We start from the raw sequence: 17,359 nt of genomic DNA, 5'->3' as shown, positions 1-17,359 counted from the left end.
ATATTCCACGCGGAATATACGACTGACCCCGACGGCCGTCAACCGCCACCCTCCTGCGCGCGTGAACCCGTCGACGGTCCCTGCAGCAGGCCATAGGCTCCCGTCCATGGCATCCACGTCCGACCTCGGTGAGCTCGAGGTCGAGCTCACCCGGCTGCTCCGGCGGGCCCGGAGCGCGCAGCAGCGCACCGCCGCCGAGGTGCACCCCGACCTCGACTCCGCCGGGTATGCCGTGCTCGTCGCCGTGCGAGAGCTGGCCGCCGCCGGCGGCGGCGCCCGAGGCGGCGACATCTCCGACGTGCTCGGTCTGCACAAGTCGACGACCAGCCGCAACCTCACCACCCTCGAGGACCTCGGTCTGGTGGAGCGGATCCCCGACCCGGCCGACGCGCGGGCCCGCCAGGTGCGGCTCACCGCGGCCGGCTCCGAGGCGCTCGACCGCACGGTCGCGGGTCGCAAGGAACGGCTCCGCGCCCGACTGGGCGACTGGGCAGCCAAGGACGTCACCGACCTGGCCCGGCTGCTGCGCCTGCTCAACGACACCGCCCCCTGACCCACCCGCAGCCCCACCCCGACCGGCAAGCCACCCCCGGCCTCACCGCCGAGCCCCCCGGCCTCACCGCCAAGCCCCCCGGCCTCACCGCCAAGCCCCCCGGCCCCACCTTGATCGGGTCCAGGGACAAAGGGCGGCTTCCCCCCGGAACGGCTCCGGGGTGAGGCATGCCGTTCCCGGGTGAGGCTGGTGTGGGCCGGTCAGGCGTTCCCCATACAAGTTGCGTGTAGCAACTAACTGGAGTTATGGTTGTGCTCTGCAACCAAAGGAACGCCCATGACCCCTTCCTTCCGCGAGCCCCGGACGAGCTCGCACCGCGCCGCTGGCGAGGTCGTCTCCGCGCTGTCCAGCCTGATCCGGGCCAGTCGCTCGGTCGCCCGACAGCGCCAGGCCGAGCTCGGCGCCTCCGGCACACCCCTGGCCATCCTCAAGGTGCTCGCCGCGCAGACCGGCGAGGACCGACCCGGCGACCTGGCCCAGGCGACCGGTGTCGCACCGTCGGTCGTCAGCCGCGCGCTCACCCGACTCGAGGAGGACGGACTGGTCGTCCGACGCAAGGACGAGTCCGACGCGCGCGCCTGCCACATCGCGCTCACCCCCGAAGGCCGTGCGCAGCTCGCCGCCATCACCGACCAGTACGTCGCCCTCCTCGGTGACGCGCTGACCGACCTCTCCGACGACGACGTCGAGCGACTCCCCGGCCTGCTCCGCACCCTCGAGCACGCCCTGCGCCGCGCCGGCGAACGCACCACGCCGCTGCGGCATACCTCGCTCGCGCCCAGTCTCGTCGCGGCCACCGCGCCCGACTCCGCGCACTGAACCACCTTCTCGATCACCCACCCGTACCCCACAGCCACTGAGAGCCTCGATGTCACCGACCACCGCACCCGCCCCCGCGCTCGAACCCGCAGCCCTGCCGGCTGCTCCCGCTCCCGCCGTCGACCACGGAGCGATGTCGCACCGCCAGATCCTCGAGGCGATGACCGGGCTGCTCGCCGGTCTCTTCACGGCGATGCTCAGCAGCACCATCGTGTCGACTGCGCTCCCGACGATCATCGGCGACCTGCGGGGCACCCAGCGGCAGTACACCTGGGTGATCACCGCATCCCTGCTCGCGACGACCGTCAGCACCCCGATCTGGGGCAAGCTGTCCGACCTGTTCAGCAAGAAGCTGCTCGTGCAGCTGTCGCTGCTGGTGTTCGTGGCCGGCTCGGTCGCGGCCGGGCTGTCGCAGTCGGTGGGCTTCCTGATCGCCTGCCGCGTGGTCCAGGGGCTCGGCATGGGCGGCCTCACCGCGCTGACCCAGTCGATCATGGGGGCGATGATCGCCCCGCGCCAGCGCGGTCGGTATGCCGGCTACATGGGTGCGGTCATGGCCGTCGCCACCGTGAGCGGCCCGCTGCTCGGTGGTCTCATCGTCGACAGCAGCCTCGGGTGGCGCTGGACGTTCTACGTCTGCATCCCGCTGGCCATCATCGCGCTGTTCGTCCTCCAGGCGACCCTGCACATCAGCACGCCGAAGCGGACGCCCAAGATCGACTACCTGGGCGCCGGCCTGATCGCGGTCACCGCCTCGTTGCCCCTGCTGTGGGTCACCTTCGCCGGCAGCGACTTCCCGTGGTGGTCGGCCCAGACGGTCTGGTACCTCGGTGGCACGCTGGTCGCGCTCGCCCTCACCCTGGTCGTCGAGCTGCGCGCCGCCGAGCCGATCATCCCGATCCGCCTGCTCAAGAACGCCACCACCGGTCTGGTCGTCGTCGCCAGCGCCGCGGTCGGTGTGGCGATGTTCGGTGGCACGACGTTCCTCACGCAGTACTTCCAGATCTCGCGCGACTACAGCCCGACGCACGCTGGCCTGCTGACCATCCCGCTGATGGCCTCGCTGCTCCTGTCGTCCACCGTCGGTGGCCAGGTCGTGAGCCGGACGGGTCGCTGGAAGGGCATCATCATCGGCGGGGCGGTGTTCCTCGTGGCCGGCACCGCCTGGCTCGGTCGGATCGACCACCTCACCCCGATGTGGCAGATCGGCCTCGCCATGGCGCTGATGGGCTTCGGCATGGGCGCGATGATGCAGAACCTCGTGCTCGCCGTGCAGAACACCGTCGACGTGGGCAACATCGGCGCGGCGTCCGCCACCATCGCGTTCTTCCGCACCCTCGGCGGAGCGATCGGTGTCTCGGTGCTGGGAGCCATCCTCGCCAACGACGTACGGGACAACATCGCGACGGGTCTGGCCCGGCTCGGCCCGAAGGCAGCAGCAGCGGCCCAGAGCGGCGGCGGCACCGGCACCCTCGACATCAAGGACATGCCGGCGCCGATCGGGCAGATCGTCCGGGCCGCCTATGGCGACGCGACCGGCCACATCTTCCTGATCAGCGCGGTGTTCGCGGTCGTGGCGCTCCTCGCGGTGCTCTTCGTCAAGGAGGTGCCGTTGCGCACGACGGTCTCGATGGGCGACGAGGTCAAGGTCGCGGCGACGACCGGGACCGGCGCCCCCTCGGTCTGACCCCTCGTCGTTCGGAGGATCCGCCGCGCCAGGACCGGGCGGATCCTCCGAACAAGGCAGGGCGCGTGACGAGGGCCACGGGCGCCGGCGGTTCCCGGGCTACCGATCGGTAACTAGGCTCCCGACCATGACGACGCTCTCCGGCAAGACCATCATCATGTCCGGCGGCAGCCGGGGCATCGGCCTGGCCATCGCGGTGCGCGCCGCCCGCGACGGAGCCAACGTCGCGCTGATCGCCAAGACCGACAGGCCCGACCCGCGGCTGGCCGGCACCATCCACACGGCAGCCGAGTCCATCGAGGCGGCCGGCGGGCACGCCCTGCCGATCGTCGGCGACGTGCGCGACGACGACCTCCTGCTGGCCGCGGTCGAGAAGACGGCGGCCCGGTTCGGGGGGATCGACATCGTCGTCAACAACGCCAGCGTCCTCAACCTCAGCCCGACCGCCCAGCTCGAGCCGAAGCGCTACGACCTGATGCAGGACATCAACGTCCGGGGCACGTTCATGCTGACCCGGGCGGCGATCCCCCACCTGCTGGCCAGCCCCGACCCGAAGGTCCTCACCCTCTCGCCGCCGATCAACCTGGACCCGCGCTGGTTCGCCGGCCACCCGGCATACACGATGGCGAAGTACGGGATGACGCTCGCGGCCCTCGGCTTCGCCCACGAGCTCGGGCAGAAGGGCGTGTCGTCGACCTGCCTCTGGCCGGCGACCCTGGTGGCGACCGACGCGATCGGCAACCTTCCCGGCGGCGACCAGATGGTCAAGGTCAGCCGCAAGGCCGAGATCGTCGCCGATGCCGCCTACGAGGTGCTCACCACCGACGGCCAGGCCCTCAACGGCCAGACCGTCATCGACGAGGACCTGCTGAGGGCGCGTGGCGTGACCGACTTCGCCGCCTACTCCATGACGGGCAAGGACGAGGGCCTGGCGCCCGACATCTTCCTGAGCTGAGCGAGCGGGGGTATGCCGCGCCGCTCACCTAGAGCTCGCGGAGCCGGCCGGCCTCGACGTGCCAGCGGCGGGTGGCCTGCACGTCCGCCAGCATCCGGCGGTCGTGCGTCACGAGGAGCACCGTGCCGCCGAACGAGTCGAGCGCCTGCTCGAGCTGTTCGATCGCCGACAGGTCGAGGTGGTTGGTGGGCTCGTCGAGGACGAGCAGGTTGACCTCGCGAGCCTGGAGCAGCGCGAGGGCGGCGCGCGTGCGCTCGCCGGGGGAGAGCGAGTCAGCGGCCCGGTGCACGTGCTCGGCGCCGAGCCCGAACTTGGCCAGCAGGGTGCGGACCTCGGCGTCGGGCCACTCGGGGAGGGCGTCGCCGAACGCGCGGGCGAGCGTCTGCGGTCCGAGGAACAGGCCGCGCGCCTGGTCGACCTCGCCGACCCGCACCGAGGAGCCCAGCCCCGCCGTCCCCTCGTCGACCGGCACGGTGCCGAGCAGCATCCCCAGCAGGGTGGTCTTGCCCGAGCCGTTCGCGCCCGTGACGACGATCCGGTCGGCCCAGTCCACCTGCACGTCGACCGGCCCGAGCGTGAAGTCGCCACGACGGACCACGGCTCCCGCAGCAGAGGCGACGACGGTGCCGGATCGCGGCGCCGCGGCGATCGTCATCCGCAGCTCCCACTCCTTGCGGGGCTCGTCGACCTCCTCCAGTCGCTCGATCATCCGCTCGGTCTGGCGCGCCTTCGCCGCCTGCTTCTCGGCTGACTCGGCGCGGAAGGCCGGGATGAACTTGTCGTTGTCGGTCTTCTTGCGTCGGGCGTTGCGGACGCCCACCGTCATCCAGTTCCGCTGGGTGACGGCGCGCTGCTCGAGCCGGGTGCGCGTGCCCGCGTACTCCTCGTAGGCCTCCCGCGCGTGCCGTCGGGCCACCTCGCGCTCGGCCAGGTAGCTGTCGTAGCCGCCCTCGTAGACCCCCACCTGCTGCTGGGCCAGGTCGAGCTCGACCACCCGCGTGACGGTGCGGGCGAGGAACTCCCGGTCGTGGCTGATGATGACGGCTGGGCTGCGCAGCCCGGCGACGAACTGCTCGAGGCGTTCGAGGCCGTCGAGGTCGAGGTCGTTGGTCGGCTCGTCGAGGAGGAGCACGTCGTAGCGCGAGAGCAACAGCGCCGCGAGCCCGGCCCGGGCCGCCTGTCCGCCCGACAGCGCGGTCATCGGGGTCTCGGGGTCGACCCCGAGACCGAGGGCGGCGAGGGTGACGGCGGCGCGTTCCTCGAGGTCGGCGCCACCCAGCGCGAGCCACGACTCCAGCGCCACGGCATACCGGTCGTCGGCGCCGGGGCCGCCCTCGCCGAGGGCGTGCGCAGCGTCGTTCATCTCGGTCTCGGCGGCGTGCACGCCGGTGCGGCGGGCGATGAACCCGGCCACGGTCTCCCCGGCCCGGCGCTCGGGCTCCTGCGGCAGGTGCCCCACCGACGCGGTGGGCGGGCTCAGCGTGACCGTGCCCTGCTCGGGCGCCAGCTCACCGGCCAGCAGCCGCAACAAGGTCGACTTGCCGGCGCCGTTGGCGCCGACCAGGCCGACCACGTCGCCCGCGCCCACGACCAGGTCGAGCCCCGAGAAGAGCTCCCTGGCGCCGTGGCCTGCGGCGAGGTCGGTGGCCTTCAGGGTTGCGCTCATGTCGGGGGCGACGCTACCCGCAGTGCACCGGTCGTCGACACAGGGTTTTGGTGGTCGACCCCGTCGTTCGCCGACTGGCCCCGCGGGGGGTTGTGGGATGGCGGTGGGCGCGGTGGGATGACGACATGACCACGCTGTCGCACACCGCGGGTGAGACCGACGTCCCGTTGCTCGAGCAGACCATCCCCGACAACCTCGACGCCACCGTGGCCGCCTTCGGTGGGCGCGAGGCGCTGGTCGACGTCGCGCAGGGGATCCGCTGGACGTATGCCGAGTTCGGCGCCGAAGTGGGTCGGCTCGCCCGGGCGCTGCTCGCCTCCGGGATCGCCAAGGGGGACCGCGTCGGCATCTGGGCCCCGAACTGCGCGCAGTGGACGGTGGTGCAGTACGCGACCGCCAAGATCGGCGCGATCCTGGTCAACATCAACCCCAGCTACCGCACCCACGAGCTCGAGTTCGTCCTCAACCAGGCCGGCATCCGGGCGGTGTTCCTGGCCGAGTCGTTCAAGACCAGCAACTATGTCGCGATGCTCGACGAGGTGCGAGCCGGCTGCCCGGAGGTGCAGGACGCCTACGTCTTCGGGCAGGACTCCTGGGACGCGCTGCTCGCGCGAGCCGACGAGGTCACCGCCGAGCAGGTGGCCGAGGTGCAGGCCGGGCTCGACCCCCACGACGCCATCAACATCCAGTACACCTCGGGGACCACCGGCTTCCCCAAGGGCGCGACCCTCAGCCACCGCAACATCCTCAACAACGGCTACTTCGTCGGCGAGCTCTGCCGCTACACCGAGGCCGACCGGGTCTGCATCCCGGTGCCGTTCTACCACTGCTTCGGCATGGTGATGGGCAACCTCGCGTGCACCACCCACGGGGCCACCATGGTGATCCCGGCGCCGGGTTTCGACCCGGCCGCCACCCTGAAGGCGACCGCCGACGAGCGGTGCACCTCGCTCTACGGCGTGCCCACGATGTTCATCGCGGAGTGGTCCCTGCCTGACTTCGCCTCCTACGACCTGTCGTCGGTGCGCACCGGCATCATGGCCGGATCCCCTTGTCCGGCAACGATGATGACCAAGCTCATCGACGCCGGGATTACCGAGATGACCATCTGCTACGGCATGACCGAGACCTCGCCGGTGTCCACCCAGAACCGCACGGACGACACCTTCGAGCAGAAGGTCGGCACGGTCGGCCGGGTCGGGCCGCACCTGGAGATCAAGGTCGTCGACCCGGTGACGGGCGAGACGCTGCCCCGGGGGCAGGCGGGGGAGTTCTGCACCAAGGGCTACTCCGTGATGCTCGGCTACTGGGAGCAGCAGGACAAGACCGACGAGGTGCTCGTCGACGGCTGGATGCACACCGGCGACATCGCCGTGATGGACGACGACGGCTACGTGCAGATCACCGGCCGGATCAAGGACATGGTGATCCGGGGCGGGGAGAACATCTACCCCCGCGAGATCGAGGAGTTCCTCTACACCCACCCCGACATCCTCGACGCCCAGGTGATCGGGGTCCCCGACGCGAAGTACGGCGAGGAGCTGTGCGCGTGGATCCGGATGAAGGAGGGTGCCGAGCCGCTCGACGCCGACGCCGTCCGGGCCTTCGCGACCGGCAAGCTCGCGCACTACAAGATCCCGCGCTACGTGACGGTCGTCGACGAGTTCCCGATGACCGTCACCGGCAAGGTGCGCAAGGTCGAGATGCGGGAGAAGACCGTGGCCGACCTCGGCCTGGCCACCTGACGCTGCCTGCGGGTCCTGCGGGTCCTGCCGGTCCTGCCCGACCTGGCCCACCTGCCCACCTGGCGCCGCCCTGACTGCCCTCTGACCTGCGCAAACGCGGTCGTCCTGGGTGGACGCAGCCCCGGGCCTGCCCTAGGTTGCGAGAGCCGGAGACCCGTTCCGGCCCAACCTGGAGGGCTCATGAAACCCGTCATCTGGATCATCCTCATCGTCGTCGTGCTCGTCGCCATCGCGCTGTTCGCCATGCTGAGCAGGAGCAGGCAGGTCGCGGCGCGTCGGGACGAGGCCGCCGACCTGCGGGCCACTGCCGCGGAGCACGACCGCGAGCACCGGGAGCGGGAGGCCGCCGCCGCGGAGGCGCAGGCCCAGGCCGACAAGGCCCGCGCGGAGGCCCAGGAGCAGCAGGCTCGCGCCCAGCGGCTGGAAGCCGAGGCGGAGCGCCGCGGCGAGGCGGCGACCGAGGCTCGCGCCACCCGTGACGAGCACCTGCAGCGGGCCGACGAGCGCGACCCCGACGTGAAGGTGGACGACGCCCGTGAGGTGGACGACACCCGAGGGGTGGACAACACCCGGGAGTCGGACGTGGATGCTGCCGAGCACGACCGGGTGGTCGACGAGGACCCCGAGGCCGTGCACCACGACACCGACGTCCGCGACACCGATGTCAGCGACACCGACGTCCGCGACACCGACGTCCGCTACACCGACGTCCGCGACACCGACGTCCGCGACACCGACGTCCGCGACACCGACGTCCGCGACACCGACGTCCGCGACACCGACGTCCGCTACACCGACGTCCGCGACACCGATGTCAGCGACACCGACGTCCGCGACACGGGCGACGAGCGGCCCCGGCAGGTCTGAGCCCAGGTCGTGTGCCTGGGTCGAGGCCTGGAGGCCTGCTCAGGCACACGACCGAGGTGGGAATGGGTTGACCGACGCCGTGGTTCTACGAGATAGTTGAAATTCGAACTAGATCGGGAGTGACCATGCCTGCTGTCTCCGTCGCCGACCTCACCGTCCTGCCCAGGGTGCCTGCTGTGGCCCCGGCCGCAGTGCAGCGCAAGGTCCGCTCCGTGACGAGCGCGCCCAGCGGCTTCGAGGGCGAGGGCTTCCCGGTGAAGCGCGCCTTCGCCGGTGTCGACCTGCGTGACCTCGACCCGTTCATCCACATGGACGAGATGGGGGCGGTCGAGTACGCGCCGGGCGAGCCCAAGGGCACGCCGTGGCACCCGCACCGCGGGTTCGAGACCGTGACCTACATCATCGACGGCATCTTCGACCACCAGGACTCGTTCGGCGGCGGTGGCACGATCACCGACGGCGACACCCAGTGGATGACCGCCGGCTCGGGGATCCTGCACATCGAGGCACCGCCGGAGCACCTGGTCGTCAGCGGTGGCCTGTTCCACGGCTTCCAGCTCTGGGTGAACCTGCCCAAGGTCGACAAGCTCAAGGCGCCGGCCTACCAGGACCTGCGCTCCAGCGAGGTGGGCCTGCTCACCTCGGCCGACGGCGGCTCGCTGCTGCGGGTCATCGCCGGCGAGGTCGGCGGCGTCGCCGGTCCGGGGTCGACGCACACCCCGATGGCCATGGTGCACGCGACCGTCGCCCCCGGCGGTGAGCTGACCGTGCCGTGGCGCCGCGACTTCAACGCCCTGGTCTACGTCATGAGCGGCGACGGCTTCGTGGGGCCCGACCAGACTCCGGTCGGTCCCGGCCAGCTCGCCGTGTTCGGCCCCGGAGACGCCCTCCAGCTCTCCTCGGCCCGCACCCAACAGGAGCGGTATGCCGCGGGGCTGGACGTCGTCGTCCTCGGCGGTCTGCCGATCCGTGAGCCGGTCGCCTGGGCCGGTCCGTTCGTGATGAACACCGAAGCCGAGGTCCGCAAGGCCTTCGAGGACTACCAGGCCGGTCGGCTCGGCCAGCCCGTGCCGCACGGCGACGTGGGCGGCACCGCCTGACCACGGCATACCCGCGACACGCCTGGACGACCCCGAGCCCACCGGCTCGGGGTCGTCTTCGAGAGGGCCGTTGACTCCGATGAGGGATATACGATACGGTCCGTAGCGTATTGAAAGGAGCGGATCCATGAGCCGTCACGCCGCCCGCAAGTACCCCCACGACTACCTGCACGAGAACCGCCCGTACGCCGAGAGCCAGTCGGACATCGGTGGTGGCCTGTTCCTCGGAGCCATCACGCTGATCGTGCTGATGACGCTGATCGTCGTCGGCCTCGTCTGACCGGACCCCCCACAGCCGCGCCCGTCGTCCACCGTGTGGACGGCGGGCGCGACTGTGCTCACATTGCGTCGCCATTGCGGCGGCGCACCCCCTAGGTTTGGCGACGTCACGGCAGGTTTTGCAGAGTCACGGCCAGCGACGGGAGCAAGGGTGCGCATCGGAGTTCCAGCAGAGTCCAAGCCGGGTGAGACCCGGGTGGCAGCCACGCCCAGGACCGTGGGCCAGCTGATCGGCCTGGGGTACGACGTGGTGGTCGAACGCGGGGCCGGTGCCCGGTCCTCGTTCGCCGACGAGGCGTATGCCGCGGCGGGCGCCTCCGTCGTCGACGCCACGCAGGCGTGGGCCGGCGATGTCGTCCTCAAGGTGAACGCGCCGAACGACGAGGAGATCGGCCGGCTGCGGGCCGGGTCGCTGCTCGCCTCGCTGGTCTCACCCGCGCTCAACCCCGACCTCGTCGAGAAGCTCACGGCAGCCGGGGTGACCGCGCTCGCGATGGACGCCGTGCCGCGCATCTCCCGAGCCCAGTCCCTCGACGTGCTGTCGTCGATGGCCAACATCGCCGGCTACCGCGCGGTGATCGAGGCGGCCCACGAGTTCGGCTCGCTGTTCACCGGACAGGTCACCGCCGCCGGCAAGGTCCCCCCTGCCAAGGTGCTCGTCGTCGGCGCCGGGGTCGCCGGTCTCGCGGCGATCGGCACCGCCAGCAGCCTCGGGGCGGTGGTGCGGGCGTTCGACGCCAGGTCGGAGGTCGGCGAGCAGGTCGAGTCGATGGGCGCGGAGTTCCTGCGGATCGCGGTCGAGGACGAGGGCCCGTCCGCCACCGGCTACGCCAAGGAGATGGGGGAGGACTTCAACCGCAAGGCCGCCGAGCTCTACGCCGAGCAGGCCAAGGACGTCGACATCGTCATCACCACGGCCCTGATCCCCGGCCGCCCCGCCCCGCGGCTGCTCACCGAGGAGATGGTGGCGTCGATGAAGCCCGGCTCGGTGGTCGTCGACCTCGCCGCGGCGAACGGCGGCAACGTCGCCGGCACGGTCGCCGACCAGGTCGTCACGACCGCGAACGGCGTCAAGCTGATCGGCTACACCGACCTGCCGGGGCGGCTCCCCACTCAGGCCAGCCAGCTCTTCGGCACCAACCTGGTCAACCTCCTCAAGCTGCTCACCCCGGGCAAGGACGGTCGGGTCGTCCTCGACCTCGACGACGTGGTGCAGCGCGGCATGACGGTGTGCCGTGACGGTGCGACCCTGTGGCCCCCGCCGCAGGTGCAGGTCAGCGCCGCCCCGGTCGCCGCGGCCAAGGCAGCCCCCGAGCCCAAGGCGCCTAAACCGCCGCCGGACCCGCGGCGCAAGTACGTCGCGATGGCCCTGGCCGCCGTCGTCTTCGGCCTCGTCGCGGCGAACTCACCCGCGGTCTTCCTCGGCCACTTCACGGTGTTCGCACTCGCGGTCATCGTCGGGTTCTACGTCATCTCCAACGTCGCCCACGCCCTGCACACGCCACTCATGGCCGAGACCAACGCGATCAGCGGCATCATCCTGGTCGGCGGTGTCCTGCAGCTCGGCAGCTCCAACGCCGTGATCCAGGTCCTCGCGTTCCTCGCCACGCTCGTGGCCAGCATCAACATCTTCGGAGGGTTCGCCGTCACCGGCCGGATGCTCCAGATGTTCCGGAAGGACTGAACCGGTATGAGCGGCAACGTCACCACCAACCTGGTGCAGGCGGCATACATCGTCTCGGCGGTGCTCTTCGTGCTGTCCCTCGCGGGTCTCTCGAAGCACGAGAAGGCAAAGGAGGGCAACGCCTTCGGCGTGGCCGGCATGGCCCTCGCGCTGGGTGCCACGATCTGGCTGTCGGTCGACCGGGCGGCGCATCCGCTGCTCACCATCACGCTGATCGCCGTCGCCATGGCGGTCGGCGCGGCGATCGGGCTGTGGCGGGCCCGGGTCGTCGAGATGACCCAGATGCCGGAGCTGGTCGCGATGCTGCACAGCTTCGTCGGCCTGGCCGCCGTCCTGGTCGGCTACAGCTCCTACCTCGAGTCCCGCGACGCCGGCACCGACGACAAGCTGCACCTCGTCGAGGTGTTCATCGGGGTCTTCATCGGTGCCGTGACGTTCACCGGGTCGATCGTGGCCTTCCTCAAGCTGAGCGCCCGCATCAAGTCCTCGCCATTGATGCTCCCCGCCCGGCACTGGCTCAACCTCGCCGCGCTGGTCGTCTCGGCCGGGCTGCTGGTCTGGTTCGTCCAGTCGCACTCGGTGGTCCCACTGCTGCTCATGACGGTGGTCGCGCTGGCCTTCGGCTGGCACCTGGTGGCCTCCATCGGTGGCGGCGACATGCCCGTGGTCGTGTCGATGCTCAACAGCTACTCCGGCTGGGCCGCGGCAGCAGCGGGCTTCATGCTCGGCAACGACCTGCTCATCGTCACGGGCGCTCTCGTCGGCTCCTCCGGTGCGATCCTCAGCTACATCATGTGCAAGGCGATGAACCGGTCGTTCTTCTCCGTCATCGCGGGCGGGTTCGGCCAGGAGGTGTCGGTCAGCGACGACACCGACTACGGCGAACACCGCGAGACCATCGCCGCCGACGTCGCCGAGCTGCTGCGCGACGCCTCCACCGTCGTCATCACCCCGGGCTACGGCATGGCCGTGGCCCAGGCGCAGTACCCCGTCGCCGAGCTGACCAGCCAGCTGCGCAAGAAGGGGGTCAACGTCCGGTTCGGCATCCACCCGGTCGCCGGTCGGCTGCCCGGCCACATGAACGTCCTGCTCGCCGAGGCCAAGGTGCCCTACGACATCGTCCTCGAGATGGACGAGATCAACGGCGACCTCGCCGACACCGACGTGGTCCTCGTGATCGGCGCCAACGACACGGTGAACCCGTCGGCGGCCGAGGACCCCACCAGCCCGATCGCGGGCATGCCGGTGCTCGAGGTCTGGAAGGCCCGCAACGTCGTCGTCTTCAAGCGGTCCATGGCGACCGGCTACGCGGGCGTGCAGAACCCGTTGTTCTTCAAGGAGAACAGCCAGATGCTCTTCGGCGACGCCAAGGAACGCGTCGAGGACATCATCAAGGCGTTGTGACCTCGGGGGGCGGGTGGCCCTGGTCGGCGACCACGCAGAACTCGTTGCCCTCCGGGTCGGCCATCACCTGCCACCAGCTGTCGATCGCCTCCAACAGGTCGGTCACCGGTGCGCCGATCCGCTTGCCGCCCAACGCCTCGAGCCGTTCGACCAGGGCCGGGACGCCGAGGTCCAGCGGGGGGTGGACGTCGACGTGCATGCGGTTCTTGCCGGCCTTCGCCTCCGGCACCCGCTGGAGGATGAACACCGGACCGGGCGGCTCGCCCTCGCGGGGGCGCAGCACCTCGAAGTCAGGCAGCGAGAACACCGCGTCGTAGCCGAGGGCCGCCGTCCAGAACCGCACGAGCAGGGGCAGGTCACGTCCGTCGAGGACCATCGAGAGTCGCATGGCTCCCACGATGCCGTATGCCGCGTGGTCGCCACGCGGCATACGGCAGAGCTCCTGGGGCCAGACCCCCGAAGGGGCGCCTGCGTCAGGTGCTGGTGAGGCTGGGCAGCTCGCCCTCCTTGGCTCTCCCCGACAGCCGGCTGTTGTGCATGCCGTAGGTGAAGTAGACGACGAACCCGATCGCCATCCAGGCCAGGAAGCGGATCCAGGTCTCGATCGACAGGTTCATCATCAGGTAGATCGAGGCGAGCGCGGCCGCAGACGGGAGCCACGGTGAGAACGGCACGGTGAAGGCACGCTCGAGGTCGGGGCGCTTGTGCCGCAGGATGGGGACGGCCACCGACACCAGGGTGAAGGCGGCCAGGGTGCCGATGTTCACCATCTCCTCGAGGTCGATGTGGTTGCCCAGCCACGAGCCGATGAACGCGACCACGAGCCCCACCGCGATGGTGATGCGGACGGGGGTGCCGGTCCGGGCGTTGGTGCGCCCGAACGACGGTGGCAGCAGCCAGTCGCGGCACATCGCGAAGAGCACGCGGGTCGCGCCGATGATCAGCGTCATGACCACGGTCGTCAGGCCTGCGACGGCGCCGCACGAGATCAGCGTGCCGTAGCCGCTCTTGCCGACGTCCTTGAAGGCGGTGGCCAGGGCCGCGTCCGGGTCGATCTTGTCGTACTTGACCATGCCGGTGATGACGAAGGCGACGGCCACGTAGAGGACCGTGCAGATCACCAGCGAGGCGATGATCCCGATCGGCAGGTCACGCTGCGGCTTCCGTGCCTCCTCGGCGGTGGTGGCCACGACGTCGAACCCGATGTAGGCGAAGAAGACGATCGAGGCGCCCGCGAAGATGCCACCGATGCCGTAGGTCGTCGGGGTGAACCCGAAGATGGCCTGGATGAGTGGTTGCTTGATGCCCTCGCTGCCGACTCCGGCCTTGGCCGGCGGGATGAACGGGTGGTAGTTGGCCGACTTGATGTAGGCGATGCCGGCGAAGATGACGAACAGGACGACGAAGAGCTTGATCGCCACGAGGACGAGGTTGACCCGCATCGACTCCTTGATGCCCCAGGCCACCAGCGCGGTGAGCACCGCGATGAGCAGGAACGCCAGCAGGTTGAACTGACCGCCCGGGTTGTCGTCGGTGCGAGGGGCCAGGGCGTCGGGGAGGTTGATCCCCATGTCGGTGAGCAGCAGGTTGGCGTACTGCGACCAGCCCTGCGAGACCACTCCGGCGCCGAGCGCGAGCTCGAGGAGAAGGTCCCAGCCGATGATCCAGGCGATCAGCTCACCCAGCGACGCGTAGGAGAACGTGTAGGCCGAACCCGACACCGGCACGGTCGAGGCGAACTCGGCGTAGCAGAGTGCGGCGAGCCCGCAGACGACGGCGGCCACCACGAAGGAGATGACGATGGACGGCCCCGCGTAGGCCTGGGCCGCCTTGCCGGTGAAGGTGAAGATGCCCGCGCCGATGATGACGCCGATGCCGAAGACCGTGAGGTCCAGCCAGGACAGGCTCTTCTTGAGGGCGAAGTCCGGGTCCTCGGTCTCGCGGATCGACTGCTCGATCGACTTGGTCCTCATGACGGACATCGCATCGCCTCCGTGCTTGGTGTCAGGCCCTTTCGGGTCAGCCGCCTGTGCGGCCCGATTCGAGCCAACCTAGCGCCGGTGTGTCCGCCTCGCTCCTCGGGAATCCGGCATACGAAACGTCCGGGCCGGCCCCTGCGGGCCGACCCGGACGTCGGTCGTGCGGTGGTGGTTCGCGGTCGCGCGGTCGCGCGGTGGTGGTGCGCGGACGCGCGGCCGTGCTACCGGTCAGACGAGGTCGTAGCGGTCCAGCTCCATGACCTTCACCCAGGCCGCGACGAAGTCCGTCACGAACTTGTCGGCGGCGTCGTCGCTGGCGTAGACCTCGGCCAGGGCGCGCAGCTCGGAGTTCGACCCGAAGACCAGGTCGGCCCGCGTGCCGGTCCACTTCACCGCGCCGGAGGCGTCGACCCCCTCGTATGCCGTGGAGTCGGGTGCGGAGGCGCGCCAGGTCGTGTCCATCGAGAGCAGGTTGACGAAGAAGTCGTTCGTCAGCGTGCCCGGCCGCTCGGTGAGGACGCCGGCCGTGGACTGCTGGTGGTTCGCGCCCAGCACCCGCAGGCCACCGACGAGCACCGTCATCTCGGGGGCGCTCAGGGTCAGCAGGTTGGCCCGGTCGACGAGCAGGAACTCCGCCGGCAGGCTCACGCCCTTGCCGAGGTAGTTGCGGAACCCGTCGGCACGCGGCTCCATCTCGGCGAAGGAGTCGACGTCGGTCTGGTCCTGGCTGGCGTCGGTGCGACCCGGGGTGAAGGGCACCTCGACGTCGCGTCCGCCGGCCTTGGCGGCCTGCTCGACGCCCACGCCGCCGGCCAGCACGATCAGGTCGGCGATCGAGACCCGCTTGGCGCCGGACTGCGCGCTGTTGAACGACTCCTGGATGCCCTCGAGCGTCCGCAGGACCGAGGCGAGCCGGGCCGGGTCGTTGACGTCCCAGCCGCTCTGCGGCGCGAGGCGGACGCGTGCGCCGTTGGCGCCACCGCGCTTGTCGCCACCGCGGAACGTCGAGGCCGAGGCCCAGGCCGTGGAGACCAGGTCGGCGACGGACAGGCCCGAGGCAGCGATCTGCTCCTTGAGGGAGGCGATGTCAGCCGCATCGACCAGCTCGTGGTCGACCGCCGGGATCGGGTCCTGCCAGAGCTGCACCTCGCTCGGGACCTCGGGGCCGAGGTAGCGGGCGATCGGGCCCATGTCGCGGTGGGTCAGCTTGAACCACGCCTTGGCGAAGGCGTCCGCGAACTCCTGCGGGTGCTCGAGGAAACGGCGCGAGATCTGCTCGTAGACCGGGTCGACGCGCAGGGCGAGGTCGGTCGTCAGCATGTTGGGGGCGATCCGCGCGGAGGGGTCGTGGGCTGCGGGGACGGTGCCCTCGCCGCCGCCATCCTTCGGCTTCCACTGATGCGCGCCGGCCGGGCTCTTGGTGAGCTCCCACTCGAAGCCGAAGAGGTTCTCGAAGAAGTGGTTGCTCCACTGGGTGGGCGTCTGGGTCCAGGTGACCTCGAGGCCGCTGGTGATGGTGTCGGCGCCCTTGCCGGTGCCGTAGGTGTTGCGCCAGCCCAGGCCCTGCTCGGCGAGCTCGGCGCCCTCGGGCTCGTCGCCGACGTACTTCTGGGGGTCGGCAGCACCGTGGGTCTTGCCGAAGGTGTGGCCGCCGGCGATCAGCGCCACGGTCTCCTCGTCGTTCATCGCCATCCGGCGGAACGTCTCGCGGATGTCACGGGCCGCGGCGAGCGGGTCCGGCTGGCCGTTGGGACCCTCGGGGTTGACGTAGATCAGACCCATCTGGACCGCGGCGAGCGGGTTCTCGAGCTCGCGGTCGCCGGTGTAGCGCTCGTCGCCGAGCCACTCGGTCTCCGGACCCCAGTAGACGTCCTCGTCGGGCTCCCACACGTCCTCACGGCCGCCGGCGAACCCGAAGGTCTGGAAGCCCATGTTCTCCAGCGCGACGTTGCCGGTGAGGACCATCAGGTCGGCCCACGACAGGCTCTGGCCGTACTTCTGCTTGACCGGCCACAGCAGGCGGCGGGCCTTGTCGAGGTTGGCGTTGTCGGGCCAGCTGTTGAGCGGGGCGAACCGCTGCTGGCCGGAGCCCGCACCGCCGCGGCCATCGCGGATCCGGTAGGTGCCGGCGCTGTGCCAGGCCATCCGGATCATGAACGGGCCGTAGTTGCCGAAGTCGGCCGGCCACCAGTCCTGCGAGGTGGTGAGCACCTGGGCGATGTCCTGCTTCACGGCGGCCAGGTCGAGGCTCGAGAAGGCCTCGGCGTAGTCGAAGTCGGCACCGAGCGGGTTGGCCACGACCGGGTTCTTGGCGAGGATCCGCAGGTTGAGCCGGTCCGGCCACCAGCCGCGGTTGCTGCCGCCGCCCTGGGTGGGGTGCGGGGTGGAATGGGCGACCGGGCACTTGCCCTCGGAGGCGCTGTCACCGGTGAGCCCGTCGGCCTGGGCGTTCGTCTCCGCGGTCAGGGGCTGGTCGGGGTCCCACCCCGCGGCGTTGGCCTCGTCAGCACGGGCATTGGGGGTCTGGGGCTGGTCGGTGTCCGACATGTGGTTCCTTCCACGGTTGGTCGAGTGCAGGGCGGTGGTCGGGTCTGGTTTCGTCTTCCGGGCTGGGTCGGTCT

Annotated in this window: 14 protein-coding genes; 10 read left to right on the top strand and 4 right to left on the bottom strand. The window is 70.4% G+C overall.

Annotated features, from left to right (window positions below; all coding sequences use genetic code 11):
• The first annotated feature begins 106 nt into the window (after positions 1-106).
• The 4 genes from ABD262_RS11880 (at position 107) to ABD262_RS11865 (ending at position 4,014) form a co-directional block, all read left to right on the top strand.
• Entirely contained in the window at positions 107-553 is a 447-nt protein-coding gene (locus ABD262_RS11880; RefSeq protein ID WP_344136086.1) for a MarR family winged helix-turn-helix transcriptional regulator, read from the top strand.
• A gap of 276 nt (positions 554-829) precedes the next feature.
• Positions 830-1,372, top strand: coding sequence for a MarR family winged helix-turn-helix transcriptional regulator (locus ABD262_RS11875; protein ID WP_344136083.1), 543 nt, complete (start codon positions 830-832; stop codon positions 1,370-1,372).
• 49 nt (positions 1,373-1,421) lie between these two features.
• Complete coding sequence (locus ABD262_RS11870; protein WP_344136080.1) at positions 1,422-3,059, top strand: MFS transporter; 1,638 nt, start codon at positions 1,422-1,424, stop codon at positions 3,057-3,059.
• Between the two features lie 127 nt (positions 3,060-3,186).
• On the top strand, positions 3,187-4,014 hold the full coding sequence (locus ABD262_RS11865; protein WP_344136077.1) for an SDR family oxidoreductase: 828 nt from the start codon (positions 3,187-3,189) through the stop codon (positions 4,012-4,014).
• A gap of 28 nt (positions 4,015-4,042) precedes the next feature.
• Here the strand turns inward: ABD262_RS11865 and ABD262_RS11860 are convergent, their stop codons facing one another.
• Positions 4,043-5,680, bottom strand: a complete 1,638-nt coding sequence (locus ABD262_RS11860) for an ABC-F family ATP-binding cassette domain-containing protein (protein WP_344136074.1) — start codon at positions 5,678-5,680, stop codon at positions 4,043-4,045.
• 125 nt (positions 5,681-5,805) lie between these two features.
• Between ABD262_RS11860 and ABD262_RS11855 the strand changes: the two genes are divergently transcribed.
• The 6 genes from ABD262_RS11855 to pntB all read left to right on the top strand — a co-directional run bounded on the left by ABD262_RS11855 (position 5,806) and on the right by pntB (position 12,759).
• The gene (locus ABD262_RS11855) at positions 5,806-7,425 is read left to right on the top strand and encodes an AMP-binding protein (protein WP_344136071.1); all 1,620 of its coding nucleotides are present in this window, start codon (positions 5,806-5,808) and stop codon (positions 7,423-7,425) included.
• A gap of 180 nt (positions 7,426-7,605) precedes the next feature.
• A complete protein-coding gene (locus ABD262_RS11850) occupies positions 7,606-8,292 on the top strand; it encodes a hypothetical protein (protein ID WP_344136068.1) in 687 nt (228 codons plus the stop codon).
• Positions 8,293-8,417: 125 nt separating this feature from the next.
• Complete coding sequence (locus ABD262_RS11845) at positions 8,418-9,392, top strand: pirin family protein (protein ID WP_344136065.1); 975 nt, start codon at positions 8,418-8,420, stop codon at positions 9,390-9,392.
• 127 nt (positions 9,393-9,519) lie between these two features.
• Complete coding sequence (locus ABD262_RS11840) at positions 9,520-9,672, top strand: hypothetical protein (protein WP_344136062.1); 153 nt, start codon at positions 9,520-9,522, stop codon at positions 9,670-9,672.
• A 150-nt stretch (positions 9,673-9,822) separates the two neighbouring features.
• On the top strand, positions 9,823-11,355 hold the full coding sequence (locus ABD262_RS11835; RefSeq protein ID WP_344136059.1) for a Re/Si-specific NAD(P)(+) transhydrogenase subunit alpha: 1,533 nt from the start codon (positions 9,823-9,825) through the stop codon (positions 11,353-11,355).
• A gap of 6 nt (positions 11,356-11,361) precedes the next feature.
• Entirely contained in the window at positions 11,362-12,759 is a 1,398-nt protein-coding gene (gene pntB, locus ABD262_RS11830; protein ID WP_344136056.1) for a Re/Si-specific NAD(P)(+) transhydrogenase subunit beta, read from the top strand.
• On the opposite strand, the gene ABD262_RS11825 is transcribed toward pntB, so the two are convergent.
• The 3 genes from ABD262_RS11825 to katG form a co-directional block, all read right to left on the bottom strand.
• Complete coding sequence (locus ABD262_RS11825) at positions 12,746-13,189, bottom strand: VOC family protein (RefSeq protein WP_344136053.1); 444 nt, start codon at positions 13,187-13,189, stop codon at positions 12,746-12,748. The genes pntB and ABD262_RS11825 overlap by 14 nt on opposite strands.
• Positions 13,190-13,232: 43 nt before the next feature.
• Positions 13,233-14,741, bottom strand: a complete 1,509-nt coding sequence (locus ABD262_RS11820; RefSeq protein ID WP_344136050.1) for an amino acid permease — start codon at positions 14,739-14,741, stop codon at positions 13,233-13,235.
• A 225-nt stretch (positions 14,742-14,966) separates the two neighbouring features.
• Positions 14,967-17,285, bottom strand: coding sequence for a catalase/peroxidase HPI (gene katG / locus ABD262_RS11815; protein ID WP_344136047.1), 2,319 nt, complete (start codon positions 17,283-17,285; stop codon positions 14,967-14,969).
• Between the last annotated feature and the right edge of the window lie 74 nt (positions 17,286-17,359).

The organism is Pedococcus bigeumensis (assembly GCF_039531795.1).
Taxonomy (GTDB): domain Bacteria; phylum Actinomycetota; class Actinomycetes; order Actinomycetales; family Dermatophilaceae; genus Pedococcus; species Pedococcus bigeumensis.
The sequence above is the reverse complement of the archived record's forward strand: the minus strand, read 5'-3'. Positions and strand labels throughout refer to the sequence as shown.